General features: G+C 35.8%; 18 protein-coding genes. 13 read left to right on the plus strand and 5 right to left on the minus strand.

Going from position 1 to position 17446, the window contains the following annotated elements:
* Positions 1-11 precede the first annotated feature (11 nt).
* The 8 genes from VK91_RS16150 (at position 12) to VK91_RS16185 (ending at position 6774) form a co-directional block, all read left to right on the plus strand.
* Positions 12-383, plus strand: a complete 372-nt coding sequence (locus VK91_RS16150; RefSeq protein ID WP_048394243.1) for a metalloregulator ArsR/SmtB family transcription factor — start codon at positions 12-14, stop codon at positions 381-383.
* A complete protein-coding gene (locus VK91_RS16155; protein ID WP_048394245.1) occupies positions 364-2487 on the plus strand; it encodes a heavy metal translocating P-type ATPase in 2124 nt (707 codons plus the stop codon). Before VK91_RS16150 ends, VK91_RS16155 begins: the two co-directional genes overlap by 20 nt.
* A gap of 170 nt (positions 2488-2657) precedes the next feature.
* Entirely contained in the window at positions 2658-2954 is a 297-nt protein-coding gene (locus VK91_RS16160) for a late competence development ComFB family protein (protein ID WP_369700627.1), read from the plus strand.
* A 122-nt stretch (positions 2955-3076) separates the two neighbouring features.
* Positions 3077-3496, plus strand: coding sequence for a transcriptional regulator MntR (mntR, locus tag VK91_RS16165; protein WP_004231993.1), 420 nt, complete (start codon positions 3077-3079; stop codon positions 3494-3496).
* 29 nt (positions 3497-3525) lie between these two features.
* The gene (locus tag VK91_RS16170; protein ID WP_048394250.1) at positions 3526-4383 is read left to right on the plus strand and encodes a S1 RNA-binding domain-containing protein; all 858 of its coding nucleotides are present in this window, start codon (positions 3526-3528) and stop codon (positions 4381-4383) included.
* Positions 4384-4541: 158 nt separating this feature from the next.
* Positions 4542-5456 (plus strand): DUF1002 domain-containing protein, encoded by a 915-nt coding sequence (locus tag VK91_RS16175; protein WP_048394252.1) that lies wholly within the window; start codon positions 4542-4544, stop codon positions 5454-5456.
* A gap of 228 nt (positions 5457-5684) precedes the next feature.
* A complete protein-coding gene (locus VK91_RS16180; protein WP_009370656.1) occupies positions 5685-5966 on the plus strand; it encodes a GNAT family N-acetyltransferase in 282 nt (93 codons plus the stop codon).
* A gap of 499 nt (positions 5967-6465) precedes the next feature.
* Positions 6466-6774 carry a hypothetical protein gene (locus VK91_RS16185; RefSeq protein WP_004232000.1) on the plus strand — a complete coding sequence of 103 codons (309 nt, stop codon included), beginning with the start codon at positions 6466-6468 and terminating at the stop codon, positions 6772-6774.
* Positions 6775-6791: 17 nt separating this feature from the next.
* Here VK91_RS16185 and VK91_RS16190 read toward each other — a convergent pair whose 3' ends face one another.
* The 3 genes from VK91_RS16190 to VK91_RS16200 all read right to left on the minus strand — a co-directional run bounded on the left by VK91_RS16190 (position 6792) and on the right by VK91_RS16200 (position 10614).
* Positions 6792-7934 carry an MFS transporter gene (locus VK91_RS16190; protein ID WP_048394254.1) on the minus strand — a complete coding sequence of 381 codons (1143 nt, stop codon included), beginning with the start codon at positions 7932-7934 and terminating at the stop codon, positions 6792-6794.
* A gap of 156 nt (positions 7935-8090) precedes the next feature.
* On the minus strand, positions 8091-9611 hold the full coding sequence (locus tag VK91_RS16195; RefSeq protein ID WP_004232003.1) for a succinate CoA transferase: 1521 nt from the start codon (positions 9609-9611) through the stop codon (positions 8091-8093).
* Between the two features lie 352 nt (positions 9612-9963).
* Positions 9964-10614, minus strand: coding sequence for a LytTR family DNA-binding domain-containing protein (locus VK91_RS16200; protein WP_004232004.1), 651 nt, complete (start codon positions 10612-10614; stop codon positions 9964-9966).
* Between the two features lie 505 nt (positions 10615-11119).
* Between VK91_RS16200 and VK91_RS16205 the strand changes: the two genes are divergently transcribed.
* The 4 genes from VK91_RS16205 to VK91_RS16220 all read left to right on the plus strand — a co-directional run bounded on the left by VK91_RS16205 (position 11120) and on the right by VK91_RS16220 (position 14085).
* Complete coding sequence (locus VK91_RS16205) at positions 11120-11914, plus strand: helix-turn-helix transcriptional regulator (RefSeq protein WP_048394255.1); 795 nt, start codon at positions 11120-11122, stop codon at positions 11912-11914.
* A gap of 176 nt (positions 11915-12090) precedes the next feature.
* On the plus strand, positions 12091-12852 hold the full coding sequence (gene yidC / locus VK91_RS16210) for a membrane protein insertase YidC (RefSeq protein WP_004232011.1): 762 nt from the start codon (positions 12091-12093) through the stop codon (positions 12850-12852).
* 55 nt (positions 12853-12907) lie between these two features.
* Entirely contained in the window at positions 12908-13156 is a 249-nt protein-coding gene (locus tag VK91_RS16215) for a hypothetical protein (protein ID WP_048394257.1), read from the plus strand.
* Between the two features lie 149 nt (positions 13157-13305).
* A complete protein-coding gene (locus tag VK91_RS16220) occupies positions 13306-14085 on the plus strand; it encodes a D-alanyl-D-alanine carboxypeptidase family protein (protein ID WP_048394259.1) in 780 nt (259 codons plus the stop codon).
* 49 nt (positions 14086-14134) lie between these two features.
* Here VK91_RS16220 and cls read toward each other — a convergent pair whose 3' ends face one another.
* A complete protein-coding gene (cls, locus tag VK91_RS16225; protein WP_048394260.1) occupies positions 14135-15592 on the minus strand; it encodes a cardiolipin synthase in 1458 nt (485 codons plus the stop codon).
* A gap of 166 nt (positions 15593-15758) precedes the next feature.
* Positions 15759-16919 carry an MFS transporter gene (locus VK91_RS16230; RefSeq protein WP_048394263.1) on the minus strand — a complete coding sequence of 387 codons (1161 nt, stop codon included), beginning with the start codon at positions 16917-16919 and terminating at the stop codon, positions 15759-15761.
* Between the two features lie 368 nt (positions 16920-17287).
* On the opposite strand from VK91_RS16230, the gene VK91_RS22945 reads away from it, so the two are divergent.
* On the plus strand, positions 17288-17425 hold the full coding sequence (locus VK91_RS22945) for an Lmo0850 family protein (protein ID WP_004232019.1): 138 nt from the start codon (positions 17288-17290) through the stop codon (positions 17423-17425).
* The last annotated feature ends 21 nt before the right edge of the window (positions 17426-17446 follow it).

Raw genomic sequence — 17446 nt, forward strand, 5'->3', positions numbered from 1 at the left:
AGGTGAGAAAAATGCCGAAAGAAATATGTGAGGTGACGCATGTACATGAAGAGGCAGTCACAAAGGTGAAACAACAAATGCCTGATTTATCAGGTGTAGCCAAATTTTTAAAAGCGTTAGCTGATGAAACTAGACTTAAAATTGCCTATGCTTTAACGGTGGAAGATGAACTATGTGTTTGTGATGTTGCAACTATTATTGGTTCTTCAGTTGCTACAGCATCCCATCATTTACGATATTTGAAAGATAATAATTTAGCGAGATCACACCGCAAAGGTAAGCAAATGTATTACTCTTTAGCGGATGAGCATGTATATCAAATTGTAACAATTGCCTACGAACATGCGAAAGAGGGGATTGCGAATGGCAACGACACCAATTAAACAAGAATACAGATTGCAAAATTTATCTTGCGCTAGTTGTGCTGCAAAGTTTGAGAAAAACGTAAAGGCTATACCAGAAGTACAGGATGCACAAGTGAATTTTGGTGCTTCTAAAATTACAGTAATCGGTGCTATTAGTGTAGACCAAATTGAAGAAGCAGGTGCCTTTGATGGCATTAAGGTTACACAATCGGCAGCAAAAGCACTTGAAAATACTACACCTTTTTATCGTAAAAAGGAAAACGTTTTAGCAGGAATTTCATTGCTTTTTGTCATTCTAGGTTATCTATTTGCGGGTATGAATGGGGAATCGAGCCCGCTACCGATTTCCATGTTCATTATAGCTATCCTTGTGGGTGGAGTGGGTATTTTTAAAATAGGCTTCCGTAATTTAGTTCGCTTTGAATTTGATATGAAGACGCTTATGACAATCGCCATCATTGGAGCTGCTATTATCGGTGAATGGGAAGAAGCGGCAGTTGTCGTATTTTTATTTGCTGTGAGTGAGGCACTTGAAGCGTATTCAATGGATAAGGCACGTCAATCTATTCGTCAATTAATGGATATTGCTCCACCAACAGCGATTATCAAAAGAGCCCACGGTGAACACTACCATGAGGTTGAGTTACCTACTGAGGATATAGAAATAGGAGATATTTTGATTGTAAAGCCTGGGCAAAAGATTGCGATGGATGGCATAGTCATTAGTGGGTTGTCTGCAGTCAATCAGGCAGCTATTACAGGTGAGTCGATTCCCGTAAATAAAACAGTAAATGATGAAGTATTTGCTGGGACTTTAAATGAAGAGGGTGCTCTTGAAGTACGTGTGACAAAGCGTGTAGAAGATACTACTATAGCTAAAATAATTCATCTAGTGGAAGAAGCACAAGCAGAAAAGGCACCTTCTCAGCAATTTGTAGATCGCTTTGCAAAGTATTATACACCAGCGATTATGGTTATTGCTTTTTTAGTAGCTGTAATTCCACCTTTAATAGTAGGTGATTGGCAGCATTGGATTTACCAAGGGCTAGCTGTTTTAGTAGTAGGATGTCCTTGCGCACTGGTTGTCTCTACGCCCGTCGCCATTGTTACAGCCATTGGTAATGCAGCAAGGCAAGGTGTACTGATCAAAGGTGGTGTTCATTTAGAGCAGCTAGGACATATTGAAGCTGTTGCCTTTGACAAAACAGGAACATTAACGAAGGGGCAGCCAGCAGTAACAGATATCGTAACGACTGAAAACTGGTCAGAGGACTATGTGTTACAACTAGTGGCAGCGGTAGAAAAACAGTCACAGCACCCTTTAGCTAAAGCAATTTTAAATAGATTACACGATAAAAAATTATCTGAGCTAATACCAACAAATTTCCAATCAGTAACAGGAAAAGGTGCCTATGCTACCGTTGATAATCAGATTATTTATGTAGGTAGCATGAAATGGGCTACTTCATTAACTTCTGTAGATCAAAACATAGAAAGTCAGGTTAAGAATCTGCAAGAACAGGGTAAAACAGTAGTAGCAGCTGTTTCGAATAATCAACTTATTGGACTGGTTGCAATTGCTGATCAATTACGTCATGAAAGCAAGGATGTATTGAACAAATTAAATGCCTTAAAAGTAAAGCATATGGTGATGTTAACAGGCGATGCAGAGCCTACTGCGCAAGCCATTGCTACTTCATTAAAGATGACAGATGCGCGCGCTGGCTTGTTACCAGAAGAAAAATTAAAGGCGATTAAGGATTTACGTAAACAATTTGGTGCTGTAGCAATGGTTGGAGATGGTGTAAACGATGCACCAGCATTGGCCACTGCAAATGTAGGAATTGCCATGGGTGGAGCAGGAACGGATGCAGCTCTTGAGACAGCAGATATTGCCTTAATGGGTGATGATTTAACAAAGCTTCCTTACACTATTGGATTGAGCAGAAAAACATTACGTATCATTAAAGAGAATATTATATTTGCCCTAGTTTTAAAATTAATTGCATTGCTACTTGTCATACCTGGTTGGTTAACATTATGGATAGCAATTTTTGCCGATATGGGTGCGACACTATTAGTTGTGTTTAATTCATTAAGACTAATTAGAGCAAAAAAGTAGTAAGTAAGGTGTAGAACAATCTGAAAAGGTAGGAAATTAATCTTGCTTTGACACAAGGGATTTTATGTGAATAGATGCTACTTGTGATTCTTGAAAAAGACTTTTTTTAAGGCTATTATAGTTTCAGGAGTAATGTAACAATTAAATATAAATGAGGCGAAAGTTTGAATATGTCAGATCCTATTTTAGTAAATGTTACAGAAGAAATTGTGCGTGGTTTAGTAAGCTTTTTACTACGAGGACCAGAATATCAAACATTTTGTAAATGCGAAATCTGTGAATTAGACACGGTGGCACTTACACTAAATGCATTGCCAAGTAAGTATGTTACATCTATGGAAGCTAGAGATGAGGCATTTAAAGAAATGAATACTCCTGGAAACATTGAGCGTATTAATAAAGAGATTATTCATGCGTTACATGTGGTAAATAAGTATCCTCGACACAAAATAGAGCCTACTTCTTAATAGAAGAGGCTCTATTTAAGTTGTATAGGAAGTGTTTTTCTAGGCAATGTATTTTCAGTTAACTTTTAAGCCAAGCTTGTAGTAAACTAGAGAGTAAGAAAAGGAAAGAGAGGGAAAAGGATATGCCAACACCTAGTATGGAGGACCATATCGAACAAATATATTTATTAATTGCCAACAAGGGATATGCGAGAGTGTCTGACATTGCTGAAGCATTATCTGTTCTTCCTTCTTCTGTTACAAAAATGGTTCAAAAATTAGATAAAGATGGTTATTTAGTTTATGAAAAGTACCGTGGACTGACATTGACGCCTAAAGGGGATAAGCTCGGAAAGCGTCTTGTGCAGCGTCATGAATTGCTCGAGCAGTTTTTACGAATGATTGGTGTGGATGAAGAACGTATTTATGATGATGTAGAGGGAATTGAACATCATTTAAGTTGGAATTCAATCGATCGTATTGCAGATCTTGTGCAAGTAATGGAAGAAAATCCAGACATCGTGAAAAAATTAGAGGCATCTAAGACACAGCACAATCTTTAAAATGATGGTGTGAAGGAAAGGGAGACAATATGAACGCATTAAAATCAGGTGAAGTCGTTACATTAACGGTATTAGAGCAACAAGCATCAAAATGGATTTTAACAAATGGAGTTGAAGAACTACCTTTAAATGCTTCAGAGGTAACAGAGCCACTAACAGTAGGTGACCGCCTTGAAGTATTTTTATTTGCAGACCGTCGTGGAGATTTGGCTGCAACAACGGCTATTCCAGCTTTTACACAAGGTGAATATGGCTGGGCACGTGTCTTGAAAGTAGTGGAACGTGAAGGTGCTTTTGTGGATATTGGTACATCTCGTGAAGTATTAGTAAGAGCAGAAGATTTACCTGCATTAAAAGAGGTATGGCCAGAACCAGGCGATCATTTATTTATGACACTACGTACAGATCGTAACGGTGATTTATTTGGTCGTTTAGCCACAGAGGAAAAAATTTCGGAGCTATATGAAGGTGCATTTGAAGATATGCACAATAAGAATATCCAAGCACGCCCATATCGTTTGTTACCGATCGGGACATTTTTGCTAGGTGTAGAAGTTCCTTACCGTATTTTTGTGCATGAGTCTGAGCGAAATAATGAGCCTCGATTAGGACAAGATGTAGTTGTACGTATTATCGATGTAAAAGACGATGGTTCCATGAATGGCTCACTTTTACCAAGAAAACATGAGCGTCTTTCAAATGATGCGCAACAAATATTAAAGTATATACAGGATGTGGGCGGTAAAATGCCATTTGGTGATAAATCGTCTCCTGAAGAGATTCAAGAAATGTTTAATATGAGTAAAGGGGCATTTAAACGTGCCTTAGGAACGTTAATGAAAGCTGGTAAAGTGAAACAACAGGACGGTTGGACTGAAGAAATTTAAAGGATGGTTTGTTTGACTAGCTAGCAAAACATTTACAACAGGAAAAGTGACGAGAGACAGCCTTGAAACCTTCTCGTCTTTTTTTCGTACTAATTATTGTATAGTGGCATACACTATACTTGCTAATTATGAAGTTTTAGCGAAAGGGGTCACACGATTTGAAAAAAACATGGATTAAAATACTAACTGCTACAATGTTAGTATTTGGAGTGATGGCACCAGCAACAGGATTTGCATCTGACAATACGCCTCCAAAAGCAATTGATGAAAAACTAGGCGTACCGATCGTCGTGTATGGAGCAAATTTATCTGAGGCTGAAAAAGAGTCTGTAAAAAAATCATTAAAAGTAAGCGAAGAACCTGAAATTGAAGAAATTACTGTGTCTGGTGAGGATCTAGTAAAATACATTAAAGATAGTAATTCAAGCTCACGTATGTACTCTTCTGCAAAGATTACACGCAGAGAAGCAGGAGAGGGTCTAGTAATACAAATTGTCACACCATCAAATATAACGCAGGTAACTTCAGAGATGTACGCAAATGCGATGTTAACAGCAGGAATTCAGGATGCATCCGTACAAGTAGCTGCACCGAAAGCCGTTACAGGGCATTCAGCATTAGTAGGTATTTACAAGGCATATGAGGTCACTACAGGGGAAACACTGGATATTGATCGTACAGATGTAGCAAACGAAGAATTATCAGTAGCAACATCCATTGCAGAATCTGCAGGGGTAGACGATGCAAAGGTTGCGGAATTACTGACAGAAATTAAAAAGCAAATTGCAGAGCTAAAGCCAGCAACACGTGAAGATGTGGAGAAAATTGTAGAAGAGCAATTAAGTAAGCTTGAAATTAATTTAAGTGAAAAGGACCGTCAATTGCTAGTGGATTTAATGGATAAAATAAGCAAGTTGGACATTGATTTTAGTAAATGGTCTGATCAATTAAATGATATCAGTAATACAATCCAAGAAAAATTCGGCTCACTTATGGAAGATAAAGGTTTCTGGGAAAGCGTAAAAAGCTTTTTTGCTAATTTAAAAGATACTATTTCTTCATGGTTTAACTAAATTTATAGTTGATAGAAAGGAATCTGTTATACCTTCTCACTTTGCTAGAGAAGGTGTACAGATTCTTTTTGATTCAACAAGTGAAAGATTTTGAAGTGTGATGTTTTCGACATAGGAAAGCTAACCGAATATCTGGACATAGCTTCGCTGATTAGATAAAAGAAGCGTACACAAATTTTGTGAAAATATAAAAAGCTATGGTACTATGAATAAAAGGAGTGGTGAGAAATGGAATTCCAATTACAACAATTAGCAGAAAATAAGTTTGCATTTTTGAATGAGCAAGCAGGGGAAAAACTAGCAGAAATTACTTGGCAGCAAAATGGCTCAGTAATGGTAATGGATCACACATATGTATCTGATAAGCTCCGTGGTCAAGGTGTGGCCAAACAATTACTCGATCAAGCAGCATCGTATGCACGCGAAAATGGTTATAAAATGAAGGCCGTTTGTTCCTATGTGGTGGCAGCATTTGAAAAGTCAGATGCATACAATGATGTAAAACAATAAAAAATAAGGCAATCTGCTTTTAATTAAGCGGATTGCCTTTTAATTGCTAGAGCAAATCATGTAAATAGCTCCTTATAATAGAATGACACTATAAATTAGTACTGTTAAGAAGCCAGCCCCGCCAATTAATGAAGCCATATCTATCCAATCGTATGCTAAATCGAAATCTTTCATTTTAACCACTCTCCTATTTTAGTATTAATTCATTAATTCCCTTTACTTGCCTTTTATAATCATAAATAGTTACAAAATTTTGACGAATGCTAAAAATAAGGGTACGATAACTGGGCTTTAATAGGAAATAGAGTGAGATTGTCTGCATTAAAAACTAGACGAACTACAATGGATTGACGGAGTTTTTACTAGATAAAAGGGCAAGTATTTATCCATACATTAATATATATGCTAGAGGGTATAAAAAAATAATGTTTATTCTTTTAAGAATAGGGAAAAACTATACTACAGAGCTAGTTTCTATATTTTTAGGAGGTTATAAACTATGGCAAAACGAAAAGGAACAGGTGTTGTCGTTGCAGGATTAGCAGGACTAGCAGCATCTTATTTCAGTAAAAAAGAGAATCGTGATAAAGCACTAACAATGTTTAATAGTATGAAAGCAAAATTAGAGTCGTATCTTACTACAGGTCCTGATATGCATGACAATATTGCAGAACGTGTAGCAACAGAGGTAGCAACAGAGGCTGGTACTTCACCAACTAAAATTGCCTCGAATGAAATGGTAGCTGAAGGTGGAGGACATACTGGTGTCCATTTCTATAATGAAGAAATTCAAGAAAAGGAAAAGTAAACAAAAAACCTTCTCATCTAAGCATGAGAAGGTCTTTTGTGTGGGATAAGAATTGCGCCTGCAAAGAGCAATAATACAAAGCCAGTAAATGCAAAGCCACTGACAGTACCAAGTGATAGCCAACCTAATAAAGAAGAGCCTATAACTACACCTAGAGAGAAAAACGCGTAGAAATAGCCGTAAGCTTTTCCTCGTACTTCAGCAGTTGTAGAGTCAATTAGCAGCGAATTTACCGAAGGGAATAGGAAACCGAATCCGATCCCATAGCAAGCCATTGCTGTATAGAGTAAAGAGCTAGAATTTGCTTGGCTAATTAATAGCTGGCTTATTCCCATTAAACCTATACCAAAAGACAATGTTTTGAGTGGATTAACCTTATCAAAAATACGATTAGTAGGTAATAGGAAAACAAGAACTGCAATAATACCAAATGTACTCATTAAAGTGCCGCTTAAACGAGAGTCGAAGCCTAAGGAATGTACTTTAAGAGGGAGTAGATACGCAATAACCCCTTGAGAAAACATTAAGAAAAAGGCTCCTAAAAAGGCTTTTAATGTTCCTGTATTATTAAAAAAGACACTGATCGGAATATAATTACCTGGTTTAGCCTTCTCTTTTTTTACTTGATTTGCTTTCAATATAAAGAACGCAAGGATACCTAGCAGAAGCATAAAGCTTGCTGTGATATTGAAAACAAATGGTACACTTGTCCGGCTAGCTAAAATGCCACTAAATGCAGGGCCTATAATGGCTGCAATACCAACAAAGGCGCCAGAAATAGCACTGCCTTTACCTCTTTTTTCCTGCTCTGTAGCGTTCGCTAGAAATGTAAAGGCAGCAGGAACAATGAAGCCTGCAACAAGGCCATGGATAAAACGTACAATTAATAGAGCAATGGGCTCTTCTACTAAATTATAAAATGTTAATGATAGACCTGTTGTTAGAAGACCTATTATGAGTATGATGAAAGGTCCTTTGCGATCCGTTAAGAAGCCAGAAATGATATTACCGAATGTATTGGAAAGCGAATACATACCCACTGCAAGACCAGTGAGGAATGCCGATGCACCTAAAGACTCAGCATAAGTACTCATAACAGGAAGCTGGGTAAAAAGGTCGAAAAACGAAAAGAAAATAATAGCATAGATAAATTTCTTCATGGTTCCTCCGATGAAATAGAACATTATAGTCAATAAGATTAATATAGTCCTATTATAGCATCTTCCAATCGATAATACTTCTCACTTGTTTTTTGCTTTCACGTATAAAAAAACGTCTAATAAGTATTAACTTATTAGACGTAAAGAATTTAATAATTAAGCTTTTGCAACTTCTTTTTTCATTGTTTTGTTTTTAGCAAGATTTACATGCCAAGAAAGTGCTTCCTCTAACAGATGAGGAGTTTGGTGGTTGCCAGTTGCTTCAACTGCACGGTTATAGTAATCCCATAATTGTTCTTTGTAATCTGGGTGTGCACAGTTTTCAATAATTAAAGGTACACGTTCTTTTGGTGCAAGACCACGTAAGTCAGCAATACCTTGTTCTGTAACGATAACATCAACGTCATGCTCTGTATGGTCAACGTGAGATACCATTGGCACGATAGAAGAAATTGCTCCACCTTTTGCGTATGATTTTGTAACAAAAATACCAAGGCGTGCGTTACGTGCGAAGTCACCTGAACCACCGATACCGTTCATCATACGAGTACCAGAAACATGCGTCGAATTAACGTTACCATAGATATCTAACTCAAGAGCTGTGTTGATTGAGATTAGACCCAAACGACGGATAAGCTCAGGGTGGTTAGAAATTTCTTGTGGACGTAAGCAAATTTTATCAGCATACTTTTCTAAATTACCATAAACTTTTTGCTGTAATTCTTCAGTAAGTGTGATTGAAGTTGCAGCAGCGAATTTAACTTTACCAGCATCGATTAAGTTAAATACAGCATCTTGAAGTACTTCAGATGCAACAATTAAATCTTCAAATTCTGAATCTGCAAAGCCATCAAGTACAGCGTTTGCTACAGAACCTACACCAGATTGCAATGGCATTAATTGATTTGTTAAACGACCCGCTTTAATTTCATCACGGAAGAAGTCTAATAAAATGTTTGCCATCGTTTGTGTTTCTTCATCTGGAGGTACGATTAATGAAGGAGCATCTGGCTCTTCAGAAATAACAATTGCTTTAATTTTAGCTGGATCTACTTTGATACCAATATCACCAAGGCGTTGCATAGCATCTGTCATTGGAATAGCTTCACGTTTACCTTGTTCTCCAGGTACATAAATATCATGGATACCGATTAAAGCTTCTGGATGAGAGATATTTAACTCGATAATAATATTTTCTGCATATTCTGCAAAGATAGGTGAGTTACCTACAGAGTTTGTTGGAATGATTAAACCATCTTCAGTAATAGCAACCGCTTCAAGAATTAAATACTTGATTGGTCCGATAATTCCTTGGCGCACTAGCTCAGCATTATGAGAAAGATGAGCATCTACATATAAGATATCCCCAGAATTAATTAAATTACGGATACCCGCATCACCCTGGAATGGTCCACGTTTACGAATGGCACCAGCTTCTGCTAAGTACTTATCTACTTCTGGTCCTAATGATGCACCTGTATATACATCAATTTTGAATTCTTCATTTTTTGCGCGCTCAACTAATGCCATTGGAACAACTTTTGCATCCCCAGCACGAGTAAAACCACTCATCCCAACTACATCACCATTAGAAATAAGTGCTGCTGCTTCTTCAGCAGTTACAATTTTACTCTCAAGTTCTTTTAAACCTAGCCGTTTTTGAACATTTGCATCCATAAAAAAATCCTCCCCTAAATAATTTTGATGGAAACCGATTACAAAACTAGAAAAAACATTTAAGAATTTTCTGTTTATTCAGTTGTAGTATGACTCCAACCATTTGAATAATACTATCACCAAATTGTCACAAAAACTTTAGAATTAGCATTAAATTGAGTAAAAAAAGGAAAATCGAGCATTAAGATGATTTTTCGACAGAGAAAACGTTTTATTGTAGAGCTGTATAAATATAGTTGTTTTCTATATTAAAAATAGTGCAAAAATAGTTAAATGTTGAGGTAAATGAGGCGGATTTGTGCGCAAAAAAGAACAGCGAGCAATTATAAAAATTGCTCGCTGTTCATACAAATTAGAAACCTAAAGAACGACGGAAATAGCTTGCATAGCGTTGGCTAACAGGAATACGTGTACCATCTTTCATAATTAATAAAAACGTTGAGTGTGAATCTGGTTGAATTTCATCGATGTAGTCAATGTTAACGATATAAGAGCGGTGACAACGAATAAATGAGTCAGGTGCTAAAAATAGCTCTAGATCACTTAAGTTTAAACGGTGATAACCTTCACGTGTCATTGTTTTAACAAATGTTTTACGGAGTTGTGTTTCTAAATAAATAACTTGATCATGTTTGATTGGGTACCAGCAATCATCAATTTTGATTGTAATGTAGTTAGTTAAGAATGCTGATGGTTTTTGCGGGAAGATAGCAGTAATAGCTCCTTTTGTTTCGCCTTCCTCCATTAAAGGAATACTCATGCCATAATAAGCGACACCGAAGACATCAGGTTCGATATAAGAGCTGATTTTTTGACCATAGCTTAATGCTTTGTGTGCGGCTGAACCTTCTTTGATAGGGTCACCAGGTTTAATTTTTAAATCAACTTTCTTGCTTGGTTGGTAATACAAATATTCATTTGTATCAGAGATAGCGATGGACGTATTTTCAGGGAAGAATTCCTTAATAATTTCCATGATCTCTTCTATTTGTTTTGGATCCACTTTAAACACCTCGTCTAAACTTTTAAAAATAGTATTATCATCTATTTTACTACATATTCATATAAATTATATAGAGAAGATTTAGGAATAAAATAGAAAAATGTCGAATGATCCATTAGAATGATGTAAGTTGTTTTGTATAATTTGTAAATAAATTTATAAAATGACTAATTTATTTTGATATGTATATGGTAAAATTTAATTGTTAGGAATAAGTTTACGAGGTTTCTACTATGCATATGTGATAAATTAGAACTAGAGTAGCAATTAAAATGTGGTTGAAAGGAAATCGCAGAATATGGTAAAATTCACTGTATAGTCTATTTTTTTTATATCTGGTGTTTTAGTAGGGTTATTTTTGATTTATTTGTTAATAAAATTTGTGAAATAGGACTCAGTTCTTATATTGAATAAGTAAATACTATTTTCTTATTTTTAATTCGTCGGGATTGATGTCAAATATTGTCATGCAATTCGTGCACTCTGAGGAAAGATGGGGAAGATTATGCAACTACATCAACATTCTATGTCAGAAACGATATCCAAAAGATACTTCCAAGAAATCGATAATATTAATCAATATATCGGTGTCGAAGAATTTTTTAATATTGAGTCGAAATTAATTTTTGAAATTTACCATTTAGAATCTGCAAAAGCGAAAAAATCTTTGCATGAGTTAATTGATATTCTCTCAATTCGTTTTGGCAAACAGGTCATTAAAATCGTTCGAAGTTATTTTTCTGTTTTGTCATCAATTGTTGCTCGTAAATTGCTGGACAATCAAGTACCTTCGAAAAAAGCATTTGCTTTCAATATTGCGTGTAACGATATGATAGAAAATCAAATGAAAGACGCAGAGTTTTTACAATTTGCTGATGATTTAATTGATTTCTTTGTTTACTTTATTGCAGATCGCAAACAACCGACTTTCCGACATCAAACTGTTAACAAAGTGATAATGTATATAAATGACGAGCTTGAAAATGATTTAACTGTTGAAAGTATAGCAAATAACTTTCATATAAGTACTAGTCACTTATCACGTATTTTTAGAGAACATGTGGGTATTACATTGGTTGAGTATTTAAATGTTAGACGTGTAGAAGAATCACAATACTACTTACGACATACAAACAAAAGTATTACTTCTATCTCAGATCAATTCCATTTCTGTAATCAAAGTTATTTTACTCGTATTTTCAAAAAATATACTGGAGTTACGCCAAAACATTTTAGAGACGAGCTTCATCATGAATTTTATCGTTTTGAAATGGCAGAAGCTGAATTACAAAATGTGTAGATTTTGAGCATAGAAAATGAGAAGGTGCGAACATATTAGCGTTGCTAAAGCTCGCATCTTTTTTGATGAATCATCTGAGGAACCAGCTTAAGGAATAAGTAGCACTTGCTATTTGATAAAGAGAGACCCTATAAGGTATACTTCACAGTAGTTGATAAATAATAGTAGGTGGAAAAATGAAAAATTTGAAGCTATTTTCAATGCTTGGTATTGCCGTTTTTGTTCTTAGTGGCTGTCAAGCTGTGCAAAACAAAGAAGGTTTTTTCTATAGTATCTTTGTAAAACCTATGGAATTTTTATTGGAGTTTTTCGGGAATGATATCTTTTCAGGGAGCTATGGTTTAGCAATCATTGCGATTACTGTTCTAATTCGTTTAGTATTAATGCCGATTATGCTAAAAAACTATCGTCAACAGCAATTAATGAAAACGAAGATGGATGCTTTTAAACCTGAAATGGAAGCCGTTCAGAAAAAAATGAAGGAAGCTAAGACAAAAGAAGAGCAAACGCAATATCAACAAGAAATGATGGCTCTATATCAAAAGCATGGCATTAATCCACTTAATATGGGTTGTTTACCGATGTTAATTCAAATGCCGATTATTATGGGTCTGTATTTCTCGATCTTGTATTCTGCCGATGTTAAATCCCATGAGTTTTTATGGTTTAGCTTAGGTTCACCTGATATCGTAATGACTATTGTTGCAGGGATTGTTTACCTAATCCAGGCTCGTGTATCTTTATGGACGGTACCTGAGCAACAAAAAGCGCAGATGAAAATGTTTATTTATATTTCACCAATTATGATTGTCTTTATCTCCATGTCTTCTATGGCAGCACTGCCTTTGTATTGGTCTGTCAGTGGTGCATTGTTGATTATTCAAACATATATTGGGCGTAAATATTATTCGGAACATCCTGAGAAAGCAAAAAAATAAATTGATTGATGTCGAGGCGCCTTTGCTGCCTCGATTTTTTTAGGAGGACAGCAAGATGAACAAAAAATGGCTATCATCTATTCTTGTCGCAATTTTTAGTATTGCAGCACTTGTATTTATTATTATGGGGAAATTTAATTTTGCCGTACTTGCAATGACGATCATGTTTGCCCTATCAAATGGGTTTAGAGCAAAAAGCTTTAAAGAGCAAGGTTATGTAAAAGAAGCAAAATGGATGCAGTATATGGCAGTTTTTTTCGCAATTGCATCTATAGTAGTATTTGTCATCGTTCTTACAGATTAATTGAATATTTACGTGGGAAATTTACACCTGAAAATGTGAACAGTGCTAAAATAAGATTATAACTAGTAATACAATAAAATAGGTATTTTCAAGGTGAAATGCTTTAAATATCCTTTTAGATACCTGATATTTTAAAAGGGGTATAAAGAGTGAAAAACAATCGTCTTCCGCTTATCGTTGGTGCTTTCATATCTATCGCGTTAATTGTAGCAATTTTTGTAGTCTATAACTATAAAAATAATCAAGTAAATAGTGCATCTGATGAGCAGCCAAAAACAACAGAAACAAACAAAACAACTGAACAAGATTCTACTGCAACAGAGAAACCAGACAATACTGAAACTCCTGCAAAGCCAGAGCAACAACCAGACGAAAATGGGTATCTTCCAAATCAAACATTACCTACGGAACCAACCTATATCAATGGTATTCTGTTAGCTAATAAAATTTATCCGCTTCCATCTACCTTTGCACCTGAAGAAAATCCAGAAGCACGAGAAGCGTTAAATCAAATGTTAGCAGCTGCCAAGCAGCAAGGATTTGATTTAGTTGCATTTAGTGGCTACCGATCTTTTGAATATCAAACAACCCTTTATGATAACTATGTTAAACGTGATGGACAGGCAGCGGCAGATCGATATAGTGCTCGTCCTGGCTACTCAGAACATCAAACAGGCTTAGCGTTTGATATAGGAGAGCGTGGAAAAGAAGATGTGTGGCTGACAGAAGAGTTTGGGGAAACTCCAGCAGGGCAATGGCTATTTGCACATGCACAGGAGTATGGCTTTATTTTGCGTTTCCCTCAAAACAAAGAAGAGATAACAGGTTATATGTATGAGTCATGGCACTATCGTTATGTGGGCAAAGAGATTGCAAAAGAGATAACAAAGAAAAACATTACGTTGGAAGAATATTTAGGCGTAAAATAATAAAAGGAAGAGAAGCCATTCTGTGAACAGGCTCTCTTCCTTTTTATTTTTATAAAATGGGTGTTAATAGACGGGAAATAGATTCTTTAAATTTAATCAGTGTTGAACGGTTTTTATACATTTCCCATGTTAATTCCGTACAATCAAAAATATCCTTCTCAAACAGTTCTGCCAATTGGTGCGATATATTTGCATCATATATGAAGGCATTGACTTCAAAATTTAGACTAAAACTTCGTACATCAATATTCGCTGTTCCGACAGAGGAAGCCTCGTCATCAATAATAATAGCTTTAGCATGGATAAAGCCCTTTTCATAGATGTAGACTTTGGCTCCAGCACGTAATAATTGACCCACATAAGAATAAGTAGCCCAATATACAAACATGTGATCAGGCTTATTAGGAATCATTATGCGTACATCGATGCCTGACAAGGTGGCAATTTTAATGGCGTCTAAAAAACTAACATCTGGGATGAAATATGGTGTTTGAATATAAATATATTTTTGAGCCATATTAATAAGCTTTAAGTAACCGATTTTTATTTGCTCCCAGTCTGAGTCTGGTCCACTTGAAACAATCTGTAAACCCACATCACCTTTTTTCGGGATAGCAGGGAAGTAACGATCAGAGTACCCCATTTTTTGTTGTGCACTAGCTTGGTTCCAGTCGAGTAAAAAGCGTGTTTGCAAAGGATGTACGGCACTACCCTCAATACGTAAGTGTGTATCTCGCCAATAACCAAACTTTTTTTGTAAACCTAAATACTCGTCACCGACGTTAAAACCACCAATATAGCCAATTCGACCATCAATGACAACGATTTTTCGGTGATTTCTAAAATTTAAACGAGGGTTAAGAAGTGGCAAAATGGATGGGAAGAAAACTTCTACTTCACCACCAGCATGCAGCAACTCTTTAAAATGGCGTCTTTTAACATTACGTGATCCCATTTCATCATAGAGAAGACGCACCTTAACACCTTGCTTTGCTTTTTTTATCAATGCATTGACGATACGTGTACCTAAGTCATCAAGTCTAAAAATATAATACTGGATGTGAATGTGATCTTTAGCTGCTTCAATGTCTTTAAGGAGCTGCTCAAACTTATCGGCACCATCATCAAAAATATCCAGATGGTTGTCCTGTGTTAAGACCGCATTGTTTGTTCTGAGGTGCATATAAATCATCTCTTGATAATTTTCTGCATTAGCAATACGAAACTCAAACGTTTCATCACGAATCGCTTCCATCTGATAGGTAATCAGATTATCAATCCCAATATCCTTGCGTCCTTCCCAACGGAATAGGTGCTTTCTTCGTAATTGTCTTCCAAGTAATAAGTACAAAATAAATCCAGCTAATGGCAGGAAAAATAACACGAGGATCCATGCCCATGTAGAGGTAGCATCTTTACGTTCTAAGAAAATGATGGTCATGGCTAATAAAATATTAAAAAACAAAGTTAAAGGAACTAAATATTCTATATCTGTAAAAATGCTCATTCCTACACCTGCCTTTGTATTGTTAATAACATACTTAGTATAGCCTACTTCAAATGCGGAAAGAAGATGGAAAAGGATTATCCCTTTGATATATAGGAATAATCCGCATGGTTTAATTAGTAATTCTCTAATAGTTAGAAATTTATAAAATGCAACCTACTATATTTTACGGAAGACGTAATGATTTACGGGATGCCTTATATATAAAGATTAGGCTTATAGAAAGAATGGCTATTGCAGCCGAAATATAATAACCAAGACTTGCTTGTACGGTAAATAACCATGTAAAAAAGAGTGGACCAAGAATACGTCCTAAGTTATCCATTGAATAGGACAGTCCAGCGGCAGTTCCATATTGTCCTCCAGATTCTTTAGAGGAGAGTGATACAACACATGTTCTTGCAAGTGCATTACCTGCTGTAAAGACACAAAGGGCAAGCCCAGCGATAAAAAGATTAGCTGTCAATGTAAATAAAAGCATGCCGATAGCAGTTACAATTTGTGCACCGATTAACCATGTCGTTTCACTGCCATTTTTTATGCGTCGAACGACCCCTCCTTGAATAGCAGCATCGACAAATCCACTAAACATGAACAAGTAACCAATTTGTAATGGTGTAATGTGAATTTTTTCGATTTGAAATAGCTGAAATGTAGCCTCTACGCCAGCTAGCATAAAAGTTACTAAAAAAGAAAACATAAATAGATAGCGCACACGGAATTGTAACATTGTTGCAGCACCCTTTGGCACTATAGCACGTTTATTTGAATCTTTTCGTTTTTTAGGTTCTTTTAGGACGAAACTTGCATAAATAAATAATAGTGCAATTAATGATGCTGATGCAGTAAACGGTAACTGCAAGCTATAATGGCCTAGCATTCCCCCGATTGCTGGACCAAAAATAAACCCAAGACCAATGGACATGCCCATAAAGCCCATATACTTATTGCGATCCTCTTCACTAGATATATCGGCGATAAATCCTGTTACTGCTGTATATAATGCACCTGAAAATAAACCACCAATAATACGTGAAACATACAATATAGCTAGGTTATCTATAAATAGTGAAAAAATAACAAAACTAAGGCTAAAGCCAATTAGACCAGTAAGGATTAGTTGTTTTCGCCCTACCTTATCTGATAGCATACCCCATAACGGTGCTGTGAAAAAACTTGCAAGTGAATAAACGGTCAATAAACCACCCACGTGGAGATCATGCCAATTTTGCTGCACAATTACCTCTGGTAAGACGGGAATAATAATGCCGAACCCTAGATAAACGAGGAATTGAACAGACATCAATAGTAAAATAGCCTTTTTCATACTGTTCCCTGCTTTCATACGATATTTCAATATGTATATTCTACCTCTCTTGTTCTTGCGATTACAACAATAGGGGAGGGGAAGCTTGAATAAAGTGGAACAATTTAGTAAAGAAAGAAATGAAGTATTTTAGATATTTTAAATCTATGTTCTGATTTTTGAATAAAATGTAGCCATTTTGGGTAATTTAAATATGTTTGATGGAAAAGTTTGATGATGTGAAAAATTTACAATGTAACAAAATTGAAAAATTTTAAAGGTAAGTTAAATGGTATGATAAATTTGTCAGACATCATACTCGTAGAAAAATGAAACTTTTTCGTAAATAAAACGTTATATAAAATCGAGGAAAGATTGAGGTGGAATGTATGACAAAAGAAGTAGATTTGAAAAAGATTGTTTCGAATTTATCTAAGTTGGGTGTAACAGCCACTGTAACAAAGTCTCGACTAGAACTTTTAAAAGTGCTAACACCACCAACGCAAACTCCGCAAGTTCAAGCTTAACTCGTTTCCAATAGAAAAAGG

It is taken from the genome of Lysinibacillus sp. LK3, from assembly GCF_001043675.1.
Classification (GTDB): Bacteria; Bacillota; Bacilli; order Bacillales_A; family Planococcaceae; genus Lysinibacillus; species Lysinibacillus capsici.

Bases quoted from the DNA above. Each gene is read 5' to 3' on its own strand.
- VK91_RS22945 (WP_004232019.1), top strand. From the start codon at position 17,288: ATGACAAAAGAAGTAGATTTGAAAAAGATTGTTTCGAATTTATCTAAG.
- VK91_RS16205 (WP_048394255.1), top strand. From the start codon at position 11,120: ATGCAACTACATCAACATTCTATGTCAGAAACGATATCCAAAAGATAC.
- VK91_RS16170 (WP_048394250.1), top strand. From the start codon at position 3,526: ATGAACGCATTAAAATCAGGTGAAGTCGTTACATTAACGGTATTAGAG.
- mntR (WP_004231993.1), top strand. From the start codon at position 3,077: ATGCCAACACCTAGTATGGAGGACCATATCGAACAAATATATTTATTA.
- VK91_RS16155 (WP_048394245.1), top strand. From the start codon at position 364: ATGGCAACGACACCAATTAAACAAGAATACAGATTGCAAAATTTATCT.
- VK91_RS16190 (WP_048394254.1), bottom strand. From the start codon at position 7,934: ATGAAGAAATTTATCTATGCTATTATTTTCTTTTCGTTTTTCGACCTT.
- VK91_RS16180 (WP_009370656.1), top strand. From the start codon at position 5,685: ATGGAATTCCAATTACAACAATTAGCAGAAAATAAGTTTGCATTTTTG.
- VK91_RS16160 (WP_369700627.1), top strand. From the start codon at position 2,658: ATGTCAGATCCTATTTTAGTAAATGTTACAGAAGAAATTGTGCGTGGT.
- VK91_RS16150 (WP_048394243.1), top strand. From the start codon at position 12: ATGCCGAAAGAAATATGTGAGGTGACGCATGTACATGAAGAGGCAGTC.
- cls (WP_048394260.1), bottom strand. From the start codon at position 15,592: ATGAGCATTTTTACAGATATAGAATATTTAGTTCCTTTAACTTTGTTT.
- VK91_RS16185 (WP_004232000.1), top strand. From the start codon at position 6,466: ATGGCAAAACGAAAAGGAACAGGTGTTGTCGTTGCAGGATTAGCAGGA.
- VK91_RS16195 (WP_004232003.1), bottom strand. From the start codon at position 9,611: ATGGATGCAAATGTTCAAAAACGGCTAGGTTTAAAAGAACTTGAGAGT.
- VK91_RS16215 (WP_048394257.1), top strand. From the start codon at position 12,908: ATGAACAAAAAATGGCTATCATCTATTCTTGTCGCAATTTTTAGTATT.
- VK91_RS16230 (WP_048394263.1), bottom strand. From the start codon at position 16,919: ATGAAAAAGGCTATTTTACTATTGATGTCTGTTCAATTCCTCGTTTAT.
- yidC (WP_004232011.1), top strand. From the start codon at position 12,091: ATGAAAAATTTGAAGCTATTTTCAATGCTTGGTATTGCCGTTTTTGTT.